The 19,489-nt window shown below is 71.9% G+C and carries 16 protein-coding genes and 1 pseudogene; 1 reads left to right on the forward strand and 16 read right to left on the reverse strand.

From position 1 onward, the window contains the following. Window positions 1-22: 22 nt before the first annotated feature. The 11 genes and pseudogenes from ACHUEU_RS08200 to ACHUEU_RS08250 form a co-directional block, all read right to left on the reverse strand. Window positions 23-922, reverse strand: coding sequence for an ABC transporter permease (locus ACHUEU_RS08200; RefSeq protein WP_394215432.1), 900 nt, complete (start codon window positions 920-922; stop codon window positions 23-25). Next, window positions 919-2,199, reverse strand: coding sequence for a quaternary amine ABC transporter ATP-binding protein (locus ACHUEU_RS08205; RefSeq protein WP_394215433.1), 1,281 nt, complete (start codon window positions 2,197-2,199; stop codon window positions 919-921). The genes ACHUEU_RS08200 and ACHUEU_RS08205 overlap by 4 nt, the downstream gene beginning before the upstream one ends. Window positions 2,200-2,588: 389 nt before the next feature. Further along, window positions 2,589-3,338, reverse strand: coding sequence for a dienelactone hydrolase family protein (locus ACHUEU_RS08210; protein WP_394215434.1), 750 nt, complete (start codon window positions 3,336-3,338; stop codon window positions 2,589-2,591). A gap of 49 nt (window positions 3,339-3,387) precedes the next feature. After that, a complete protein-coding gene (locus ACHUEU_RS08215; protein ID WP_394215435.1) occupies window positions 3,388-4,581 on the reverse strand; it encodes a calcium:cation antiporter in 1,194 nt (397 codons plus the stop codon). A 134-nt stretch (window positions 4,582-4,715) separates the two neighbouring features. After that, complete coding sequence (locus tag ACHUEU_RS08220) at window positions 4,716-5,543, reverse strand: hypothetical protein (RefSeq protein WP_394215436.1); 828 nt, start codon at window positions 5,541-5,543, stop codon at window positions 4,716-4,718. Between the two features lie 113 nt (window positions 5,544-5,656). Continuing rightward, window positions 5,657-5,947, reverse strand: coding sequence for a hypothetical protein (locus ACHUEU_RS08225; RefSeq protein ID WP_394215437.1), 291 nt, complete (start codon window positions 5,945-5,947; stop codon window positions 5,657-5,659). 196 nt (window positions 5,948-6,143) lie between these two features. Then, on the reverse strand, window positions 6,144-8,171 hold the full coding sequence (locus ACHUEU_RS08230; RefSeq protein WP_394215438.1) for a S9 family peptidase: 2,028 nt from the start codon (window positions 8,169-8,171) through the stop codon (window positions 6,144-6,146). Between the two features lie 42 nt (window positions 8,172-8,213). Next, entirely contained in the window at window positions 8,214-9,119 is a 906-nt protein-coding gene (locus ACHUEU_RS08235; RefSeq protein WP_394215511.1) for an NADP-dependent oxidoreductase, read from the reverse strand. Window positions 9,120-9,146: 27 nt separating this feature from the next. Beyond that, a pseudogene (locus tag ACHUEU_RS08240) lies at window positions 9,147-9,563 on the reverse strand (cupin domain-containing protein); the annotation flags it as partial. Window positions 9,564-9,667: 104 nt separating this feature from the next. After that, window positions 9,668-11,668, reverse strand: coding sequence for a heavy metal translocating P-type ATPase (locus ACHUEU_RS08245; RefSeq protein ID WP_394215439.1), 2,001 nt, complete (start codon window positions 11,666-11,668; stop codon window positions 9,668-9,670). Between the two features lie 79 nt (window positions 11,669-11,747). Then, entirely contained in the window at window positions 11,748-11,987 is a 240-nt protein-coding gene (locus ACHUEU_RS08250; RefSeq protein ID WP_394215440.1) for a heavy-metal-associated domain-containing protein, read from the reverse strand. Window positions 11,988-12,138: 151 nt separating this feature from the next. Here ACHUEU_RS08250 and ACHUEU_RS08255 point away from each other — a divergent pair, with 151 nt between their 5' ends. Next, complete coding sequence (locus ACHUEU_RS08255; RefSeq protein WP_394215441.1) at window positions 12,139-12,924, forward strand: Crp/Fnr family transcriptional regulator; 786 nt, start codon at window positions 12,139-12,141, stop codon at window positions 12,922-12,924. Between the two features lie 10 nt (window positions 12,925-12,934). On the opposite strand, the gene ACHUEU_RS08260 is transcribed toward ACHUEU_RS08255, so the two are convergent. From ACHUEU_RS08260 to ACHUEU_RS08280, 5 genes are read right to left on the reverse strand one after another with little or no spacing between them, the layout of a single operon-like run. Continuing rightward, a complete protein-coding gene (locus tag ACHUEU_RS08260) occupies window positions 12,935-14,356 on the reverse strand; it encodes an L-serine ammonia-lyase (protein WP_394215442.1) in 1,422 nt (473 codons plus the stop codon). Then, entirely contained in the window at window positions 14,353-15,048 is a 696-nt protein-coding gene (locus ACHUEU_RS08265; RefSeq protein WP_394215443.1) for a sarcosine oxidase subunit gamma, read from the reverse strand. The genes ACHUEU_RS08260 and ACHUEU_RS08265 overlap by 4 nt, the downstream gene beginning before the upstream one ends. Continuing rightward, the gene (locus ACHUEU_RS08270) at window positions 15,041-17,950 is read right to left on the reverse strand and encodes a 2Fe-2S iron-sulfur cluster-binding protein (protein WP_394215444.1); all 2,910 of its coding nucleotides are present in this window, start codon (window positions 17,948-17,950) and stop codon (window positions 15,041-15,043) included. The genes ACHUEU_RS08265 and ACHUEU_RS08270 overlap by 8 nt, the downstream gene beginning before the upstream one ends. Next, window positions 17,947-18,258: a sarcosine oxidase subunit delta gene (locus ACHUEU_RS08275; protein ID WP_394215445.1), complete on the reverse strand. Its 312-nt coding sequence runs from the start codon at window positions 18,256-18,258 to the stop codon at window positions 17,947-17,949. The genes ACHUEU_RS08270 and ACHUEU_RS08275 overlap by 4 nt, the downstream gene beginning before the upstream one ends. Before the next feature lie 13 nt (window positions 18,259-18,271). Then, complete coding sequence (locus tag ACHUEU_RS08280) at window positions 18,272-19,489, reverse strand: sarcosine oxidase subunit beta family protein (RefSeq protein ID WP_394215446.1); 1,218 nt, start codon at window positions 19,487-19,489, stop codon at window positions 18,272-18,274.

The raw sequence follows: 19,489 nt of genomic DNA on the forward strand, positions 1-19,489 counted from the left end.
TGTTCGTAGGTTTCGGGTGCGGTCAGGAAGTGGTGGCCGTGCGACGTCGTTTCAGCACGGCGACCAGCGAGGTCTTGTAATCGCCGGGGTTGCCCAGGGCCGCCGTGACGCGGTCCAGGAAGACCGCCAGGATGACGACGCCGAGGCCGGCCTCGACGCCGAGCGGAAGGTCCAGGGTGGCGATCGCCTGGACCACCAGCTTGCCGGAACCCTCGGTCCCGGCCATGCCGGCGATCACGGCCATCGACAGCGCCAGCATGATCACCTGGTTGACACCCGCCATGATGGTGGGGATGGCCAGGGGCAGCTGGATGCCGCGGAGGATCTGCCCGCGGGTGGCGCCGAAGGACTCGCCGGCCTCGACGGTCTCGGAGTCGACCTGCCGGATGCCGAGCTCCGTCATGCGCACGCCGGGCGGCAGCGCGAAGATGATGGTCGAGAACATGCCGGGCACCAGCCCGATCGAGAAGAAGGTGACCGCCGGGATCAGGTAGACGAAGGCGGGCATCGTCTGCATGAAGTCCATGATCGGTTTCACGATCGCGCTCACCGTGGAGCTCATGGCGGCCAGGATGCCCAGCGGCACGGCGATGAGCACCGCGAACAGGGTCGCGACGATCACCAGCGCCATGGTCTGGAGCATCGGCGTCCACTGGTCCATGGCGAGGACCACGAGCATCATCACCAGGGTGCCGATGCCCATGCGCCAGGAGCGCGCCACCCAGGCGAGCAGCGCGAACAGCGGGATCAGCAGCAGCGCCGGCAGGAACAGCAGCGCCTCGGTGAAGTTCCCGACCAGGAACTCCATCAGCCAGCGGAAGGCGTCGAACAGCCAGGCGAGGTTGGCCTTCAACCAGTCGATGCCGGTCTCCGCCCAATCACCGACCGGAATGCGGGGCACGAGGCCGTCGTCGGGGTTCATCGGTCACCTCCGAGGGTGTCGTGGGTCGTGCCCGGCAGGGCATCGTCTCCGGCGGCGTCGGGTGCACCGACGGCCGTCACGGTGTCGCCGTTCTCGCCGTGCCCCGTCCCGGCGGCGGTCAGCAGCGTCACCCGGGGGATCACCCCGAGGAACTTGCCGTCCTCATCGACCACGATCAGCGGGTTGACGTGCTGGGCGGCCGGAGCGAACAGATCGGCGATCGGTGTGTCGTAGGAGACCACCGGCATCTCGCGACCGGGCACCCAGGGCAGGTCGTCCCGACCCGCGCGGACAGCCTCGGCGACGTCCTCCTCCCAGAGGACGCCGAGGGGGGTGCGGTCCCGGTGCAGGGCGACCAGCCACGGGTTCTGGGTCTCGCGCAGCATGCGGTGCGCGGTGCGCGGGCCGTGGTCCTCGCCGAGGGTCTCGGAGGGCCGCTCGAGGATGTTCTCCGCAGTCATGACGCGGGAGCGGTCGACGTCCTGGATGAAGCGGGCGACGTAGTCGTTGGCCGGCTCGTTGAGGATCTCGTCGGAGGTGCCGATCTGCTCGATCCGCCCGTCGCGCATCATCGCGATCCGGTCGCCGATCCGCATCGCCTCGTTGAGGTCGTGGGTGATGAACAGGACCGTCTTGTCCAGCTTCTGCTGGAGCTCGATCAGCTGATCCTGCATGTCGCGGCGGATCAGCGGGTCCAGTGCGGAGAACGCCTCGTCCATGAGCATGATGTCGGTCCCCGCAGCCAGGGCGCGGGCCAGGCCCACGCGCTGCTTCATGCCGCCGGAGAGGCTGTCGGGACGGTACCCGCCCCACCCCTTCAGGCCGACCATCTCCAGCGCCTCGGTGGCCCGCTTCTCGCGGTCCGCGCGGTTCAGGCCGCTGACCTCGAGCCCATAGGCGGCGTTCTCACCGACGGTGCGATGGGGCAGCAGGGCGAAGTGCTGGAAGACCATGGAGACTCGCTTGCGGCGCACCTCGCGCACCTTGGCGGCGGACATGCTCGAGAGCACGTCGTCGCCGATCCGCAGCTCGCCGGCACTCGCGGGGAGCAGTCCGTTGACCATGCGGATCAGCGTGGACTTCCCGGAGCCGGACAGCCCCATGACGACGAAGTTCTCGCCGGGCTCGACGCTGAAGCTGGCGTCGATCACCGCGGCCGTGAGCCCTTCTTCGCGCAGCTCGACGCGCGACTTTCCCTGCCGGAGGGCTTCGACACCTCGGGCGGGTCGTCGACCGAAGACCTTGTACAGGCCGTCGGCGGTGATGACTGGTGGCACGGGGGCTCCTTCATCCATAGGCCTCGGGTGGACGCGGATCGGTTCCGCCCTGCGTGGCGAGTGCTCGTGGACGCACCGACCCGATGTTCTATCTTCGTCCTCCTGCGCGTGGGCGGCAAACCTCGCCCTCGCCGGAAGTGTCGATTCTGACCTCGGCTTATGGGTCTCAGCAGGGGCAGGTCATGGCGGCTGCGTGGCGGGAAAACGCTGTGCGCTGGGCCGACGAGCGGCCGACGGGGGAAGGGTTCCGCGGTGCGGACTGTCCGACAATCTGGACATAACTATTCGGTCACGTACAGTTCTGGACGTGACGGAGGGCTCTCCGGGTGCTGGACCGGCGGGTTCGCTCGGCTGTCGGAGCCGCTCGGACGCCGCAGCCGCTCAGCTGCTCAACGGCGCGTCGGCAGCGTCTCCGCGAGGAAGCCGACCGTCTGCTGCCAGGCGGCCTCGGCGGCCTCGTGGTGGTGGAGGCCCGGGTGGGGGTTGTCGAAGGCGTGACCGGCGCCCTCGTGCAGGCGGAAGCGCACCTGCTCGCGCGCGCCGTCGGCGGTGACCGCCGAACGGATCTCCGTGACCTGCTCCAGCGGGATGAAGGCGTCGGCCGTGCCGAAGTGGTGCAGGCTCGGCACCTCGACCTGTGCGGCCCGGTCCAGGAGCGCGGGCAGCGCGGACCCGTAGTAGCTCACCAGCACCGAGGGCGGCCGCTCCTCCGCAGCGGCGGAGGCGGTCGCGGCGACGGCGAGACCGCCTCCGTAGCAGAAGCCCACCAGGCCCACCTGTTCGGAGTCCACGGCGCCGTGCGCACGCAGTGCGTTCAGGGCCGCCAGGGCGTCGGCCTCGGCGCGCTCCCAGGGCAGCTGCTCGGTCAGGGCCATGCCCTCGGTGAGCCAGGACTCGACGTCGTCCCAGTCGTCCATCCCCACCAGCGGCGGGTCCAGACGGGCGAACAGCTGCGGCGCCAGCACCGCATAGCCGAGCGCGGCGAGATCCGCGCAGCGCCGCTGTATGTACTCGGACAGGCCGAAGATCTCCTGCAGCACCACCAGGCCGGGCACCGGCTCCTCGAGGTCCTCGGGCAGCCAGAGCAGCCCCGGCAGGTCACCGGGGTCGGTCGGGATGGGAAGCGTCGTCGCACTCACGCCGCGACCATACCGCGTTGGAGCCGGTGACCGCCGGGGGACGATCCGGTCAGCGGAAGAGCAGGAGGGCATAGACGCCGAACAGGAGCAGGTGCACGGCGCCGTGGATCGCCGTCACCCGCGGAGCGGCCGCCGAGATCGCGGCGACGGCGAGGGTCGCCGCCAGCAGGAGCAGGTTCGTCGTCGATGCCGCGAGCACCACCGGAGTGCCGGTGAGCAGACCGATCACCAGCACCGTCGGGATGGTCAGGGCGAGGGTCGAGACCAGCGCGCCATGGCACAGGTTCACCACCCGCTGGAGCTCGCCGGCCAGTGCTGCCCGCACCGCGGTGATCGACTCCGGGGTGAACACGATCAGGGCGATCAGCACCCCGCCGAGCGCGACCGGGGCGCCGAGGCGGTCCGAGGCGTCGTCGAGCAGGTCAGCCATGTGGTGGGAGAGCAGCACGATCGGCAGCACCGTCGCGATCAGCAGGCCGGAGCGGGCCAGCAGCTCGCCGCGATGCACGGCGATGATCCGGCGCAGGGACAGGGGCGCGGTGCCGTCGTCGGGCCTCGTCGCGCGGCCGCCGGGCGTCCCGACCGCCGGGACCGTCACCTCCTGGAACTCAGCGGCCTGGGCGCCCATCTGCCGCCAGAGGAAGACCGCGTACAGCGCCACCGTGAGGCCGGCGATCACGAACGCCTGCACCGGGGCGTAGCGGCCGCCCTCCCCGAGCGTCGCCGGCAGGGCGAAGGCGAGGGCCGCGAGCGCCACCAGCATCACCAGGTAGGCGGAGGTGCCCACGCGATGCACCGCCGGCGAGCCGTGGCGCAGCCCGCCCACCAGCAGGCACAGCCCGAGCACCAGGTTCATGATGATCATCGAGACCGCCATCACCGAGTCCCGGGCGATGGTCGCGTGGTCCCCGGGCCCCAGCATCACCGCGGCGATCAGCACCACTTCGATCACCACGATCGACAGGGTGAGCACGAGCGTGCCGTAGGGGTCGCCGAGGCGGCGCGCGAGTGCCTCGGCCTGGCGGACCACGCCGCCGGCGGCCACCACGATCACCGCCACGATCGCGGCGAGCACCAGGGCGAGCACGGCGGAGGAGGGCCGGCCGGCCAGCAGCGGGGCGGCCAGGGTGAGCGCCCCCACGGAGACCCAGCCCAGCAGGAGGCGGAGGATCGCGCTGCGGGTGAGGAGGGCGGCGACCGGGCCGCGGTCGCTCGGGGCGGGGGCGGCGGAGTGCGATGACATGGCGGGAGGGTCCTTCTGCGAGGCCGTCCTCCGGAGAATCCACCGTCCGGGTCGTCCCGGCCGCGGCGTCGGCGGGGACCGCCCGACGCAGCTGCCACGATAGCCGTGCCCGGGGGCGGGCGATCAGGTCAGGATCAGTCCTCGCTGGTGCGGTCGATCCCGACCAGCAGGCCCTGGTCGTTGTCCACGTAGGTGCCGGGCGCGACCACCAGGTCCCAGGTGGTGCCCTCGGCGGTGGTCGCCTCGCAGTCCACGGTCTCGAACTGCGCGAAGTCGAGCCCGTCCTGACAGGTGACATCCTCCCAGTCGGCCATCTGGCCGACCGGCACATAGGAGAACTCCGAGGTCAGCGTCTGCAGCGTGCCCGCTGCGACGTCCTCCGCGCCGAGCGGGTCCATCCCATAGACGGAGCCGAAGCCCAGGCCGGTCAGGGTGACGTCCTCGTCCAGCAGGTCCTCCGCCGCCTCCGGCAGCGCGGTGCCGGTGGAGAAGAGCACCGCGACGCTGGAGCCGTTCCGGACGTCGGACTCCGCCGGGACCATGACCCCGTGGGCGACCCACTCCTGGGTGGGCTCGATGCTCTCGATGCCCGCGGGGCCGAGGCAGTCGACGGGGGCGGCACCCGGTGCGAGCACCAGCTCGGCCTCGCAGTCGGCGGAACCGCCGAAGGGCTCGGCGAGCAGCGCCGCCAGGGCGTCGGATCCGAGCACGAGGGCGCCCTCACCGCTGGCGTCATCGAGCCCCAGATCGGTGCTCAGCATGATCCGCGTGCGCTCGCCCGCGCCCCCGGTGCCGTCCGAGGGCTCCGCGCCGCCACCGTCCGAACTGGTGGCGGGGGCGGCCGGCGTCCCCTCGGGCTCCGCCCCGGTATCGGTCCCGCAGGCGCTGAGGCCCAGCAGTGCGGCGCCGGCGACGAGCGCCATGGCGGAACGGGTGCGGCGGGCGATGCGTGCGGTCCTCATGCTGGATCCTTCCCTCCCACCGCGCGGGCGGTGCCTCCCAGGCGGACCCGGTCACGATGTGGTCCTCACCACACCGTCCCAAACGGTCAAGAGAGGGTCAAATCGCCACGGGATCAGCGATGCTGCCCCGATCCGGGGTCGCGGCGCTGCGGGCCCGGGTCCCCGTGCTCACGGCGATAGCGATCATCGGCCTCGTCCTCCGACTCCGCCGCGCCGCCCGAGCGCCGGGGATCGCGGAACCCGAGCGTGACGCCGAGCGCGGTGCCGACGGCGAAGCCGATCAGCGCGCCGATGAAGAGATTGCTGATCACCGAGAGGCCCAGCCCGATCCCCACGGTGAAGCCGATCATCATGCCGAAGGGCAGCCAGGTGGCATCGAAGCGGCGACGGGGGCGTGGAGTCATGGATCCTGTCCGTTCGGACGCCCGCGGACGGGCCGAGGGGTGGGCACCACCAGCCTAGCGCCGGCCGGCGCCACCGGCTTCCTGCCTCATATGAAGGTGTAACGCCCTACAGCCGTTCCCTCGTCATATGAGGCGGAATTCTGGTGGCCGGGCGGGCCCGGACCAGGCCGGGCGGGGGTGGGCTGCACCCGCGCGTTCACCAGGGCAGGACCTCCGGGACCGGGGCCGCGCCGAGGACGTGCTGGTCGCAGAAGGCCAGCACCGCCTGGTTCCAGGCCAGCGCATTGGACGGGGTGAGCACCCAGTGGTTCTCGCTGGTCAGCTGCAGGAAGCGGTGCGGCATGTCCTGGGGCTCGCCGTCCCAGCTGGAGACCAGGTCCCACCACAGCCGCAGCGCCTCGCTGATCGGCACCCGGTAGTCACGGTTGCCGTGGGTGACCAGCATCGGGGTGGTGATCGCATCGATCTCGTGGTGCGGGGAGAAGGCCCGGTACCAGTCCGGGTCCTCGTCCTCGTGGCGGTGCACCCGCATCTTGGCGGCGGCCGCGTCGGTGGTGCGGTGCTGCTGGGGAAGGGCCCACAGCCCCGCATGGGTGACGATCGCGTCGAAGCGCTCGGTGTGCCCGGCGATCCAGTTGGCCATGAACCCGCCGAAGGAGGCGCCGAGCATCGCGGTGCGCGAGGCGTCGAGCTCCGCCCGCTGGAGCACCGAGTCGAAGAGGGTCTCGCACTCGCGGTAGACCACGTCCGGTCGGCGCGGCCAGCCGCGGTTCAGGCCCGCATCCCCGTACCCGGTGGACATCGCGGGGTCCGGCATCAGCACCGCATAGCCGCGCTCGACCGCGAGCCACGGGCACCAGCGCCAGCTCCAGGCGTTGTAGGAGCCGTGGGGTCCGCCGTGGATCCACAGCATCACCGGGGCGGGCGCCGCCGCCGAGGCGGAGGCGGGCGTGCACAGCCAGCCACCCACGGGGAGGCCGTCCAGGTCTGCCTCCACCCATTCCAGGGTGCCCGGCAGGGGGCCCACCGCACCCGGGGCGGGCAGCTCCGAGCACGTCCCGTCCGCGGCGATCCGCACCGGGCGCGGCGGGGTCGCGATGTCGGAGCGCAGCGCGAAGCAGGTGCCGCCCGGGGCCGCGGCGAGGGAGGAGAAGACGCCGTCGCCCGCCACGGTCCGGGCCTCGCCGGTCTCGGGGTCGACGGCGAGCACCGCTCCCGAGGAATGGAGGTCCCCGGCGACCAGCAGCGTGCCGTCCGCCGTCCACTCGAGGTCGGTCATGCTCAGATCGCCCAGCTGCGCGGTGACCGGGTCGCCGCCGCCGAGCGGGTGGATCTCCAGGCGGCTGTAGCTGGTGTCGGTGGGGGAGGAGGCGGTCGAGCGGATCACCGCGAGGCTGCGGCCGTCGCGGGAGAACAGCGGGGAGCCGAACTGTGCGGTCTCGTCCGCCGCGCACAGCACGCTGCGGCGCAGGGTGGCGGTGTCGATCAGGGCGATCGAGCTGCGGGTCTCGCCGCCGCGCACCCGCTGGGTCCAGGAGGTGGCGACGGTGCCGCCGTCCGGGGAGAGGTCCGCGGCGGCGGCGTGGAGGGTCACCGTGCCCACATCCGGGGTGAGATCGGTGAGGTCACCCTCCGGAGAGACCAGCACCAGGCGGCGGCTCTCGTCGCCGATCTCGTGGTCCCACAGCCGGATCGGCATCCCGGTGTGCCAGATGGTGGTCTGCTTCGCGTCCTTGCGGGCCCTGCGGCGCTCGGCGTCGTCCTCCAGCGTGCCGCCGGGCAGCACGCTGGTGGCCCCGAGCATGGTGCCGTCCGCGGCGACGGCGAGCAGCGACAGGCCTGCCGCGGCGGAGGCCACCACCTGCGCCTCGCCGGTGCGGGGCAGGCGCCAGATCGCGGTGGTGTCCTCCTCGGACCCGCCCTCCGGATCCGGGCGGGCGGAGCTGAACAGCAGCGAGCCGTCGGGGGCGAAGCGCGGTCCGCTCTCGCCCTTCGCGGAGAAGGTCAGTCGACGGGCCGGGCGCTCGCCGGTCGGATCCAGCTCCCACAGGGAGGAGACGAGCGTCGCCCCGGGCTCATCGGCCTGCTGGATCGCGCCGACCACCCGCCCGTCCTCGCTCGCGGCCACGGAGGCCAGGCGCGGGATCCGCAGGAAGGCGTCGACGTCGGAGAAGTCGGAGAACGGGCTCGAGGGAACAGCAGGATCAGCAGAGGTGGAGGCCATCCACGTCACGCTACCGGAGGTGCGGGCGGTGTCGAGGGCAGGTCAGGGGATGATCACGATCTTCCCGCGGGTGTGGCCGGACTCCACCTCGGCGAGCGCCTCGGCAGCCTGCTCCAGCGGGTAGGTGCGGACCACGTGCGGGTCCACCAGGCCGTACTGGACGACCCCGGCGATCTTGCCCAGCACGCCCTCGGACCGTTCCCGGCCGGCGCCGCCGAGCTCGACGGCGGTCTCGCCGTCAGCGGCGGAGACGATCACCGAGGGCTCCTTGGCCAGCGGCGCCAGCTCACGCAGCGCGTCCCCGCCGACGAGATCGGCCAGCAGGTCGACACCGTCCGCGGCGAGCGCGCGCACGCGCTCGGCGACCCCCTCGCCGGAGGGCACGAAGGCGGCACCGGTCGCCTCGACGAGATCGCGCTTGGACTCCGAGGCGACGCCGATCGCCCGGAACTGGTGGACCTTCGCGATCTGCAGGGCCATCAGCCCCACCCCGCCGCCGGCGCCGAGGACCAGCAGGGTCTGCCCCGGCTCGATCTCGACCTGATGGGTGAGGTCGTAGGCGGCGGTGCCGGCGATGGGGATCGCCGCGGCGTCGGTGAAGGAGATCTCCTCCGGCTTGGCCACGGACTCCGAGGCCTTCAGCACGGTGTGCGCGGCGAAGGCCCCGAGCCCCCGCGCCGGGGCGCCGAGCACCTCGTCCCCGACGGCGAAGTCCTCGACCCCCTCACCCACGCCGGTCACGACCCCGGATGCCTCCAGCCCCATCGCGGCGGGGAGAGTCCCGCGGGTGCCGAAGACTCCTTCACGGCGCTTCCAGTCGGCGGGGTTCACCCCGGCGGCGCGCACCTCGATGGCGATCTCGCCGGGCCCGGGGGTCGGGGCGTCACGCTCGACGAGCTGCTGGCCCTCGGGGCCGCCGTAGTCCTTGAAGACGAATACCTGGGACATCTGAGTTCTCCTGTGTCGCTGCTGGTGCGGGGAACGGCCGCGCCGGGGTTCCGCCGGCGCGGCCGCCTCCTCCTTGGTGGCGAAGGCGCCGTCCACCGCGTGCTCCGGCGGGCTGTAGAGCGTATACAGCACGAGGGGCTCGTCCCCAGTATTGCGGAAGTTGTGCTGGGCGCCGGCGGGCACCGCGCACTGATCGCCGCCGCCGATCGCGTGGGTGTGCCCGTTGAGAACGGCCTCACCGGTGCCGGAGACGAAGGTCAGGATCTGGTCCGTGGCCTCGTGGACCTCGTCCCCGATCTCTCCGCCCACCGGCACGGTCATGATGACGAGCTGGGAGTGCTTCCCGGTCCACAGGACCTTGCGGAAGTCCGTATTCGCTGACGCGATATCGGCGATGGTGAAGTGCTGGACGTTGCCCTCCAGGGCGAACTGCTGGTCAGACATGATGCGTGTCCTCTCGAGCGGGAACGGTGCTTCTCGAGTGCTGAACTGTCCTCCACGCCCCTGCGATGCGGCCGGTCAGGGCCGCCGCGCAGGACCGATCGGGGTCAGACGCTCTGGGTCGCCTCGACGCTTCGCCGAGCGCGGGACCCGGACGGGGCGGCGGGGCGGTCGCTGCGCTGCTCCCTGCGGCGGCGCAGCAGCCGCATCGCGTTGACGATGACCAGCAGCACCGATCCCTCGTGGACCAGCATGCCGATCGCTATCGTGACTCCGCCGGCGAACACACCCGCCAGCAGCGCCACCACCGTGAGCAGGGCGATCGCGATGTTCTGGCGCATCACGGAGACCGTGCTGCGGGCCAGGCCGATCGCCTGCGGGAGCTTCAGCAGGTCGTCCTTCATCAGGGCGATGTCAGCGGTCTCGATGGCGACGCCGGTGCCGGCCGCACCCATCGCCACGCCGATGTCGGCGGTGGCGAGCGCCGGGGCGTCGTTGACGCCGTCGCCGACCATCGCGACGGTGAAGCCTTCGCCCTGGAGCTGCTGGACGACGGTGAGCTTGTCCTCGGGCAGCAGCTGGGCGCGGACCTCGTCCACCCCGACCTCGGCGGCGACCGCCTCGGCGACCCGACGGTTGTCGCCGGTGAGCATGATGACCTTCTTCACCCCTGTCGCGTGGAGCCGGGAGATCATCTCCTTCGCATCGGTGCGGAGCCGGTCGGCGACCGCGACCACGCCGATCACACGGCCGTCGAGGGTGACGACCATCGGAGTGCGTCCGAGTCCGGCGAGCCGGTCGACCTCGGCGGCAGCGCCGCGGTCCTCGGAGATGCCCTCGGCCGCGAGCAGCGGCAGGTTGCCGACGGCGACGCGCCGGCCCCCGAGGATGGCGACGATGCCCTTGCCGGGAACCGGTTCGGTGTGCTCGGGCAGTCCCTCGGCGGGCAGTCCCTCGGCCGCAGCGGCGTCGATGAGGGGACGTGCCAGCGGGTGCTCGGAGCCGGCCTCGGCGCGGGCGGCCCAGCCGAGCACGTCGCCGCGATCCAGGGCGGGGTCCAGGACGGTGACGTCGGTGAGGTAGGGCCTGCCCTCGGTGAGGGTGCCGGTCTTGTCCAGGGCGACGGCGGTGATCTTCGCGCTGGTCTCCAGGTACTCGCCACCCTTGATGAGGATGCCGTCCTTGGCGCCGCGGCCGATGCCGGCCACGATCGAGACGGGGATGGAGATGACCATCGCCCCGGGGCAGCCGATCACCAGCAGGGTCAGTGCGAGCACGACGTTCCCGGTGATGAGCCCCGTGAGCAGGGCGAGCAGGATGATGCCGGGGGTGTACCAGGTGGAGAACCTCTCCATGAAGGACTGGGTGCGGGCCTTGGCGTCCTGGGCCTCCTCCACGCGGTGGATGATGCGGGCCAGGGTGGTGTCGGCCCCGATGCCGGTGGCGCGCACCTGCAGGAAGCCGCCGTCGGAGATGGTGCCGGCGAACACCTGATCACCCGTGGACTTCTCGACGGGGATGGACTCGCCGGTGATCGATGCCTCGTCCAGGGCGCCGGTGCCGTCGATGACGATGCCGTCGACGGGGACCTTGGCACCGTTCTTGACCAGCACGGTCTCCTCGGGCAGGACCTGGGCGGCGGAGATCTCCACCTGCTCGCCCTCCCGCATCACCACGGCGACGTCGGGGGCGACCGCCACGAGCTCGGCGAGCGCGGAGCGGGTGCGATTCATGGTGCCGGCCTCGAGGGCGTGGCCGATGGCGAACAGGAAGGTCACCGCTGCGGCCTCCCAGTACTGACCGATGAGCAGCGCACCGACCGCGGCGATGGCGACCAGCAGATCGATGGCGATGACCTTGACCATCAGGGCGCGCACGGCCTTGAGGATGATCGGGATGCCGGCGACCAGCGCCGCGGCGATCATGAGGAGATCGGCGGCGACCAGGGCAGCGGGCCCGTCCAGCGTGAGGCCGATGCCGTGCTGGTGGCCTGCACCGAAGGGGTTCACCCCGATGCTCAGGGAGAAGATCGCGGCGACGACGATGAGGAGACCCGCGACGAGGGGGGTTCCCCAGGGACCGCGCAGCCAACGGGTGAGAGCGGACATGAGGTGGTGCCTTTCACGATCAGGTGCGGAACAGGACGCGGGAAAGGTGGCCGGGCCCGTGGGGCCCGGCACCAGGTGGTCAGAAGGCCGAGAGGGCGGACTCGTAGCCGGCCTTCCCGATCGCGGAGACGATATCGTCGGTGGTGGTCACGGAGGCGTCGTGGTCGACCTCGACGCGGCCGGAGGCGAACTTCACGCTGACGTTCTGCACGCCTTCGAGGCGGCCCACCTGCTTCTCGATCTTGGCGACGCAGGACGGGCAGCTGAAGCCCTTGGCGCGGAAGATGGAGTGGGTGCTGGTGGCGGGGGTGGTGGTCATGGCGGGCCGTCCTTCCGGATCGTGGTCCTCGAGGGCTTCTCCCTCGATGTGCTCTCAACCTAGAGGGGTCCTGGTGGCGGCGACATGACGGGGATCAATCACCCGCACCGCATCTCTGACCAGGTGAGAGGGAGGGCGTTAGAGTCGTCGCATGAGTACCCAGGAGCCGTCCGCCGGGCCCGCCCCGCAGGGCCGGCGCACGATCCCGCTCACGGAGATCGCCCTGCCGCACGAGTGCCCGCGGCCGGTACGGCTGTACGTGCTGGCCCGCGCGCCCTACTTCCGGGGCCTGGGCGAGCCGGAGCTGGACCGCATCGATGCGCGGATGCGCACCCTGACCTTCTCCCCGGACACCCCGATCTACCGGGCCGGCGAACCGGCGGAGTCGCTCTTTGTGGTCGCCGAGGGCCGGGTGAAGCTCTCCCAGGTCACCGCCGACGGCACGGAGACGGTCACCGACCTCCTGGTCCCCGGGGAACTGTTCGGGTCGATGAGCTCGCTCGGGGAGCCGTTCCACCACCAGACCGCCTCGGCGCTGGTGGGCACCTGTGTGCTGCGCATCGATCAGGAGGCGTTCCGCACGGTCCTGGCCGAGCAGCCGCGCATCGCCCTGCGAGTCCTCGATGACGTCGCCGCCCGTCTCGCCCGGGCCGAGACCGACGTCGGCTCCCACGGCACCGCGACCGTCGAGCAGCGGGTCGCGAGCACCCTGCTGCGCCTGGCGGACAAGCTCGGCGAGGACCGCGGCGGCGAGGGGATCATGCTCGAGGTGCCGCTGTCCCGCGCGGATCTCGCCGGGCTCGCCCGCTCCACCCCCGAGTCGGTCTCGCGGGTGATGAGCCGCTGGAAGAAGCAGGGCCTGATCGACTCCGGTCGGCGCTGGACCGCGCTGATGGACCCGGCCCGGCTCGAGGAGCTGCGCGACGCGGCGGGGTGACCCGGGCCTCTCAGCACTCGGGGATGTTCACCGCCACGTTCACGGCCAGGCCACCGAGCGAGGTCTCCTTGTACTTCGACATCATGTCCCGTCCGGTGTCCCGCATCGTGCGGATCGCCTGGTCCAGGGAGACCCGGTGGCTGCCGTCCCCGGCCAGCGCCAGCCGGGCCGCGTTGATGGCCTTCACCGAGGCGATGGCGTTGCGCTCGATGCAGGGGATCTGCACCAGACCGGCGATCGGATCGCAGGTCAGTCCCAGGTTGTGCTCGAGACCGATCTCGGCCGCGTTCTCCACCTGGGTCGGGGTCCCGCCGAGGACGGCGCACAGCCCCGCCGCCGCCATCGAGCAGGCCGAGCCCACCTCGCCCTGACAGCCGACGTCGGCGCCGGAGATCGAGGCGTTGCGCTTGAACAGCGTGCCGATCGCGCCGGCGGTGAGCAGGAACTCGAGCACCTTCTCCTCGACCACGGCGGGCTCCGCCGCGCCGTGCAGGAAGCGGATCGCGTAGTGGAGCACCGCGGGGATGATCCCGGCGGCGCCGTTGGTCGGGGCGGTGACCACGCGGCCGCCCGAGGCGTTCTCCTCGTTCACGGCCAGCGCGTAGAGGTTCACCCACTCGAGCTCCGCGAGCGTGGCGTGCTTGCCCAGTCCCGGGCCCGCGGCCTCCAGCTCCCGCAGCCGGCGCCGCAGCGCCGGGGCCCGACGCTTCGTCTGCAGCGGTCCGGGCAAGGACTCCTGCTCTCGGGTGCAGCCGTTCTCCACGCACTCCTGCATCACGTCCCAGACGTCCAGCAGGGCGGTGTCGATCTCCGCGTCCGAGTGCCGGGTCCGTTCGTTCGCCCGCATCACCTCGGCGATCGAGGTGCCCGTCGCCTCGCAGCGCTCCAGCAGCTCGGCGCCGTCCGCGAAGGGGAAGGGCTCCGGGGTCTCCAGCGCCTCCGGCACCGGGTTCTCCAGCTCCTCGGCGGTGACCACGAAGCCGCCGCCGACGGAGTAGTACTCCTGGGAGGTGAGCACCTCGCCCTCGGCGTCCAGGGCGCTCAGACGCATCCCGTTGGGATGGCCGGGCAGCGAGCTGCCCTGATGCAGCACCACATCGCGCTCGCGGATGAAGTCGATGTCGTGGGTGCCGTCGAGGGCGAGGCGGCCGGACTCCTCGACCTCGCGGATCACCTCCGGCGCTTCCTGGGCACCGATCGTCTCGGGATCCCGGCCGGCCAGGCCCAGCACCACGGCGGAGTCGGAGCCGTGGCCCACCCCGGTCGCCGCGAGCGAGCCGTAGAACTCGGCCCGTACGCCCGCGGTGCCGGCCAGCGCGCCGCCGTCGCCCAGCTCCCGGGCGAAGCGGCGGGCGGCCCGCATGGGACCGACCGTGTGGGACGAGGACGGACCCAGCCCGATGGAGAACAGGTCCAGCACGCTCAGGCTCATGGGAGCGCCTCGCTCCCGAACTCCTCCATGCCGTCCAGCAGCCAGCGCACCAGGAAGTCCGCGAAGGACGCCCGCGGCAGGATCCGGAAGGTCTCCTCGGCGCTGCGATGCAGGATCACCGGGACGGTGCCGAGGGCGGTGACGATCCCGGTGCCGACGGGGAACTCCCGGGGATGCAGGTCCGCGTGGCAGCTCTTCTCCAGCACTGCGCGGGCGCTGCGGCCGCTCAGCTCCAGCACGGTGCGGTTGCCGGAGAGGTCGACGGCGAGCCCCGGCATCCCCTCGAGCGCCGCGGCGAAGGGCTGCTCATCGCCGGTGCGCTGGGTCCGGGAGACGTCCACGGCCAGGAAGTCGTCCGGCCCCAGCCAGAGCACGTGGAGGCCGTCGGCGTCCCCCGTGGTGCTGCCGTGGTGCCGAGGCAGCTCGAGTCCCAGCTCCGCCTCCAGCGCCTGGGCGGACGGAGTGCCGATCTCGGCGCGCAGTCCGATCTGGAGGGTGAACGGGAGCTCACGCAGGGCCACCGAGCGCTCGCCGGTGACCTCGGCGGCCGCCATCGCCGCGGCGAGATGGGCGACGGGGGAACGGCGCAGCTCGTCCGGGGGGCGAGATTCCAGCAGGGCGGTGGCCTCCTCGGTGCTGAGCACCGGGTCGGCCTGGGCGGCGGTGAACGGGGACAGGGTGCGATCAGCCATCACGGCGCTTCCCTTCGGGGTCGTAGAGGATGTGGGAGGTGATCTCGGCGTCCACCAGGCGGTCCCCGAGCGGGGCGCGGACGATGTCGCCGATGCGCTGGTGCCCGTCCTGGATCAGGGCGAGGGCGAAGGTGCGATCCAGGACCGCGGAGCGGTACGAGGAGGTGACCTGGCCGATCATCGGCACCGGACCCTCGTCGGGGGTGACGGAGGTGCTCCTCTCGATGATCTGGACGCCCTCCGGCAGCTTCGTGGTGCGGTCCAGCGGCAGCAGGCCCACCAGCTGCTTGCGGTCGGTGCGGGCGGTGTCCTGGCGCTGGAAGGAGCGCTTGCCCAGGAAGTCCTTGAACTTCGAGACCGCCCACTCCATGCCCGCGTCCTGCGGGGTGACGGTGCCGTCGGTGTCCTGGCCGACGATGACCAGACCCTTCTCCGCGCGCAGCACGTGCATCGTCTCGGTGCCGTAGGGGGTGATGTCGAACTCCGCCCCTGCCTCGGCGACGGCCTCCCACACGGCCAACCCGTAGAACGCCTCGACGTTGATCTCGAAGGCGAGCTCCCCGGAGAAGGAGATGCGGCAGATCCGCGCCGGGATCCCGGAGGCCAGGGTGTGCTCCTTGAACTCCATGAACCCGAAGGCGTCGTTGCTGACATCCAGTCCGGGGGCGAGCTTCGCGATCACGTCACGGGAGCGCGGTCCGACCACGGCGATGGTGGTCCACTGCTCGGTGACCGAGGTGAAGGTGACGTCGAGCTCCGGCCACTCCGTCTGGTGCCACTGCTCCAGCCAGTCCAGCACCTTCGCCGCGCCACCGGTGGTGGTGGTCATGAAGAAGTGGTCCTCGGCCAGGCGCATCGTCACACCGTCGTCGAACAGCATGCCGTCCTCGGTGCACATCAGCCCGTAGCGGCCCTTGCCGATCGCCAGCTTCTTGAAGCCGTTGGTGTACACCCGGCCCAGGAAGTCGGCGGCGTCGGCGCCGCGGATCTCGATCTTCCCCAGCGTGGTGCCGTCCAGGAAGCCGACCGACGTGCGCACCGCCGCGCATTCGCGCAGCACCGCGGCGTCCATGTCCTCCCCGGGCCGGGGGAAGAACCAGGGGCGCTTCCACTGGCCGACGTCCTCGAACACGGCGCCGTGGGCGACATGCCAGGGATGGACGGCGGTGAGCCGGGCCGCGTCGTAGAGCGCGCCGCGGCGCCTGCCCGCGAGCGCCGCGAAGGCGACCGGGGCGTACGGCGGGCGGAACCCGGAGCTGCCCACCTCGGCCGGGCCCTCGTGCCCCAGCAGCGCCGCGATCACGGCGGAGGCGTTGACGCCGCTGGTCTTGCCCTGATCGTTCGCGGTGGAGATCGAGGTATAGCGCTTGACGTGCTCGACGGAGCGCATTCCCGCGCCGATCGCGCGGGCCACGTCGGCGACGGTCTGATCGCGCTGCAGGTCCACGAAGTGGGTGGTCCAGGTCTCCGGTCCGCCCTCGGGCCCCGCCACCATCCACAGCGGGCGGAACGTGCCCACCTCGGCGGCGGGAGCGTCGGGGGCCTGCAGCGTGGAGGAGAAGCCGGTGGCCTCCGCCGCCCGGAGGCCCGCCGCGGTGCCGTCGGCCAGGGTGGAGGCGAGCGTCCAGGCACCGGCGGCGGCGCCGGCCATCTGCTGGCCGCGGACGGTGTCCACCGGCAGCCAGGCCGCGAGCTCCTCGTCCCAGGTCAGCCGGCCCTGGCGCTGGCTGTGCAGGTGCACGACGGGGGAGAACCCGCCGGAGACGGCCAGCAGATCGGCCTCGATCCGCTCGCTCGCGCCCTGGGGGGCGCCGTCCGCGTCGAGGGAGCGCACCTCGACCGCGCTGAGGTGGCCGGTGGATCCGTCCCCCGCGGTCCCGACCACGGCGGCGCCGGGGAGGCTCCGCACCCCGGTCGCGTCGAGCACGGCCTGCGCGGACGGGGAGGGCTCCGGTCGGGAGTCGATCACGGCGGCCACCTCGAGACCCGCCAGCACGAGGTCCTCGACCAGGGTGTAGGCGCTGTCGTTGGTGGTCGCGATGACGGTGCGGCTGCCGCAGGCGGTCGCATAGCGGTTGAGGTAGGTGCGCACCGCGCCCGCGAGCATCACACCGGGACGGTCGTTGTCCGCGAACACCAGCGGACGCTCGTGGGTGCCGGTGGCCAGCACCACGCGAGCGGCGCGGATGTGGTGGACCCGCTGCCGGGAGACGCCGGGCCGGTCCGTGGCGGGCAGGTGGTCGGTGCGATGCTGCACCGCGACCACGAAGTTCTCGTCATAGCTGCCGACGGCGGTGGTGCGCGGCAGATAGGTGAACTCCTCGGCGGCGGCCAGTTGCTGCAGGGTCTGCTGAACCCAGGTCAGCGCGTCGCCGCCGGCGATGGCGGCCGTCCGGTCGCCGAGCAGGGAGCCCCCGGCGCGGGCCTGGTCGTCGACCAGGAGGGTGCGGGCACCGCTCGCGGCGGCCGCCCGGGCGGCGGCCAGACCGGCCGGGCCGGCCCCGACCACCAGCACCTCGGTGTGGACGTACCGGTGGTCGTACAGCGCCTCGTCCCGGCGGGGGTCGAGCACGCCCATGCCCTGGAGGTGCTCGGCCTCGAGCCCCTCGCGGATGCCGACGGTGGTGGCCGGGAGCATCGACTCGTCGACCTCTCCGGCACGGGTGCCGCGCACCCGCAGCAGGGCGCTGGGCTCCTCGAGCCCGGCGGTGAGCACCCCGCGGGGGCGCTTCAGGTAGAGGGAGGGGCCGCAGCCGGGGCGCCCGGCGGCGAGCAGGGCGCTGGCGACGGTGTCGCCCTCGTAGCCCGTGAGCTCGGTGCCGTCGACGAGGACGGTGATCTCGCGGTCACGGTCGATGCCGTGCCCCGGAGCGCGGGTGGGATCCAGGCGGGTGGTGGTCACGGCTGCACTCCTTCGTGCGAGGTGGGGCCCGGCCCGGTGCCGGGGCGTGCGGAGCCGGCCGGATAGGTGGCGCGGAACTCGTAGGTGGCGGTGTCGCGGATGGCGTTGAACCACTTCCGGCAGCCGCCGGTGTGGTGCCAGCGCTCGGCGTAGTCGCCGCGGGGGTTGTCACGGTAGAAGAGGTATTCGGCCCACTCGCGGTCGGTGAGCGCGTAGGGGTCCTCCGGCCGGGCCACATGGGCCTGGCCGCCGTAGGCGTACTCGACCTCGTTGCGGGGTCCGCAGTGGGGGCAGTCGATGAGCAGCACGGGTGCTCCTTCCTCAGTGGGCGACGGCGGCGGCGCCGTGCTCGTCGATCAGATGGCCGGTCTCGAAGCGCTCGAGGGTGAACGCCTCGTTCAGGGGGTGGGGCGAGCCGGTGGCGATGGTGTGGGCGAAGGTCATGCCCGCCGCCGGGGTGGCCTTGAATCCGCCGGTGCCCCAACCGCAGTTGACGTAGAGATCGTCGATCGGTGTGGTGGAGATGATGGGGGAGGCGTCGAGGGTGGTGTCGACGATCCCGCCCCAGGTGCGCAGCACGTGCGCGCGGGCGAAGATCGGGAACAGCTCGACCGCGGCGGCCATCTGCTCCTCGATGACGTGGAAGGAGCCGCGCTGGCCGTACCCGTTAAAGGTGTCGACCCCGGCGCCCATGACCAGCTCGCCCTTGTGCGCCTGGGAGACGTACACGTGCACGTGGTTGGACATCACCACGGTGGGGTGGACCGGCTCGAACAGCTCCGAGACCAGCGCCTGCAGCGGATGGGACTGGATCGGCAGGCGGAACCCCGCCAGGTCGGCCAGCAGGGAGGAGCTGCCGGCGGCGGCGAGCCCCACCTTGCCGGCGTTGATGCGTCCGCGGTCGGTCTCCACGCCGACGACCCGGTCGCCGTCCTTGACGAACCCGGTGACCTCGCAGTTCTGGATGATGTCCACGCCCATCTCGTCGCATTTGCGGGCCAGCGCCCAGGCGACGTGATCGTGCTTGGCGATGCCGGCGCGGGGCTGATAGGTGCCCCCGAGGACGGGGTAGCGGATGTCGTCGGCGACGTTGAGGATCGGGCAGACCTCCTGCGCCTCCTGCGGGCTCAGCCACTGCGAGTCGATCCCGTTGAGGCGGTTGGCGTACACGCGCCGTTCGGAGTCGCGGACGTCCTGCAGCGTGTGGGCGAGGTTCATGACGCCGCGCTGGGAGAACAGGAAGTCGTACTCGAGCTCCTCGGGCCATCCCTCCCACAGCTTCAGGGCCTGCTCGTAGATCCCGGCGGACTCGTCCCAGAGGTAGTTCGAGCGGATGATCGTGGTATTGCGGGCCATGTTCCCGCCGGCCAGCCAGCCCTTCTCGAGGATCGCCACGTTGGTGATCCCGTGGACGCTGGCCAGGTAGTAGGCGGTGGCCAGGCCATGGCCGCCGCCGCCGACGATGACGACGTCGTAGCCGGCGGCGGGCTCGGGGTTGCGCCAGAGGAATTCGGGGTGCTCGGGAAGCAGCTCGGCCAT

Origin of the sequence: Brachybacterium vulturis, from assembly GCF_043641765.1 — a bacterium.
Lineage (GTDB): Bacteria > Actinomycetota > Actinomycetes > Actinomycetales > Dermabacteraceae > Brachybacterium > Brachybacterium vulturis_A.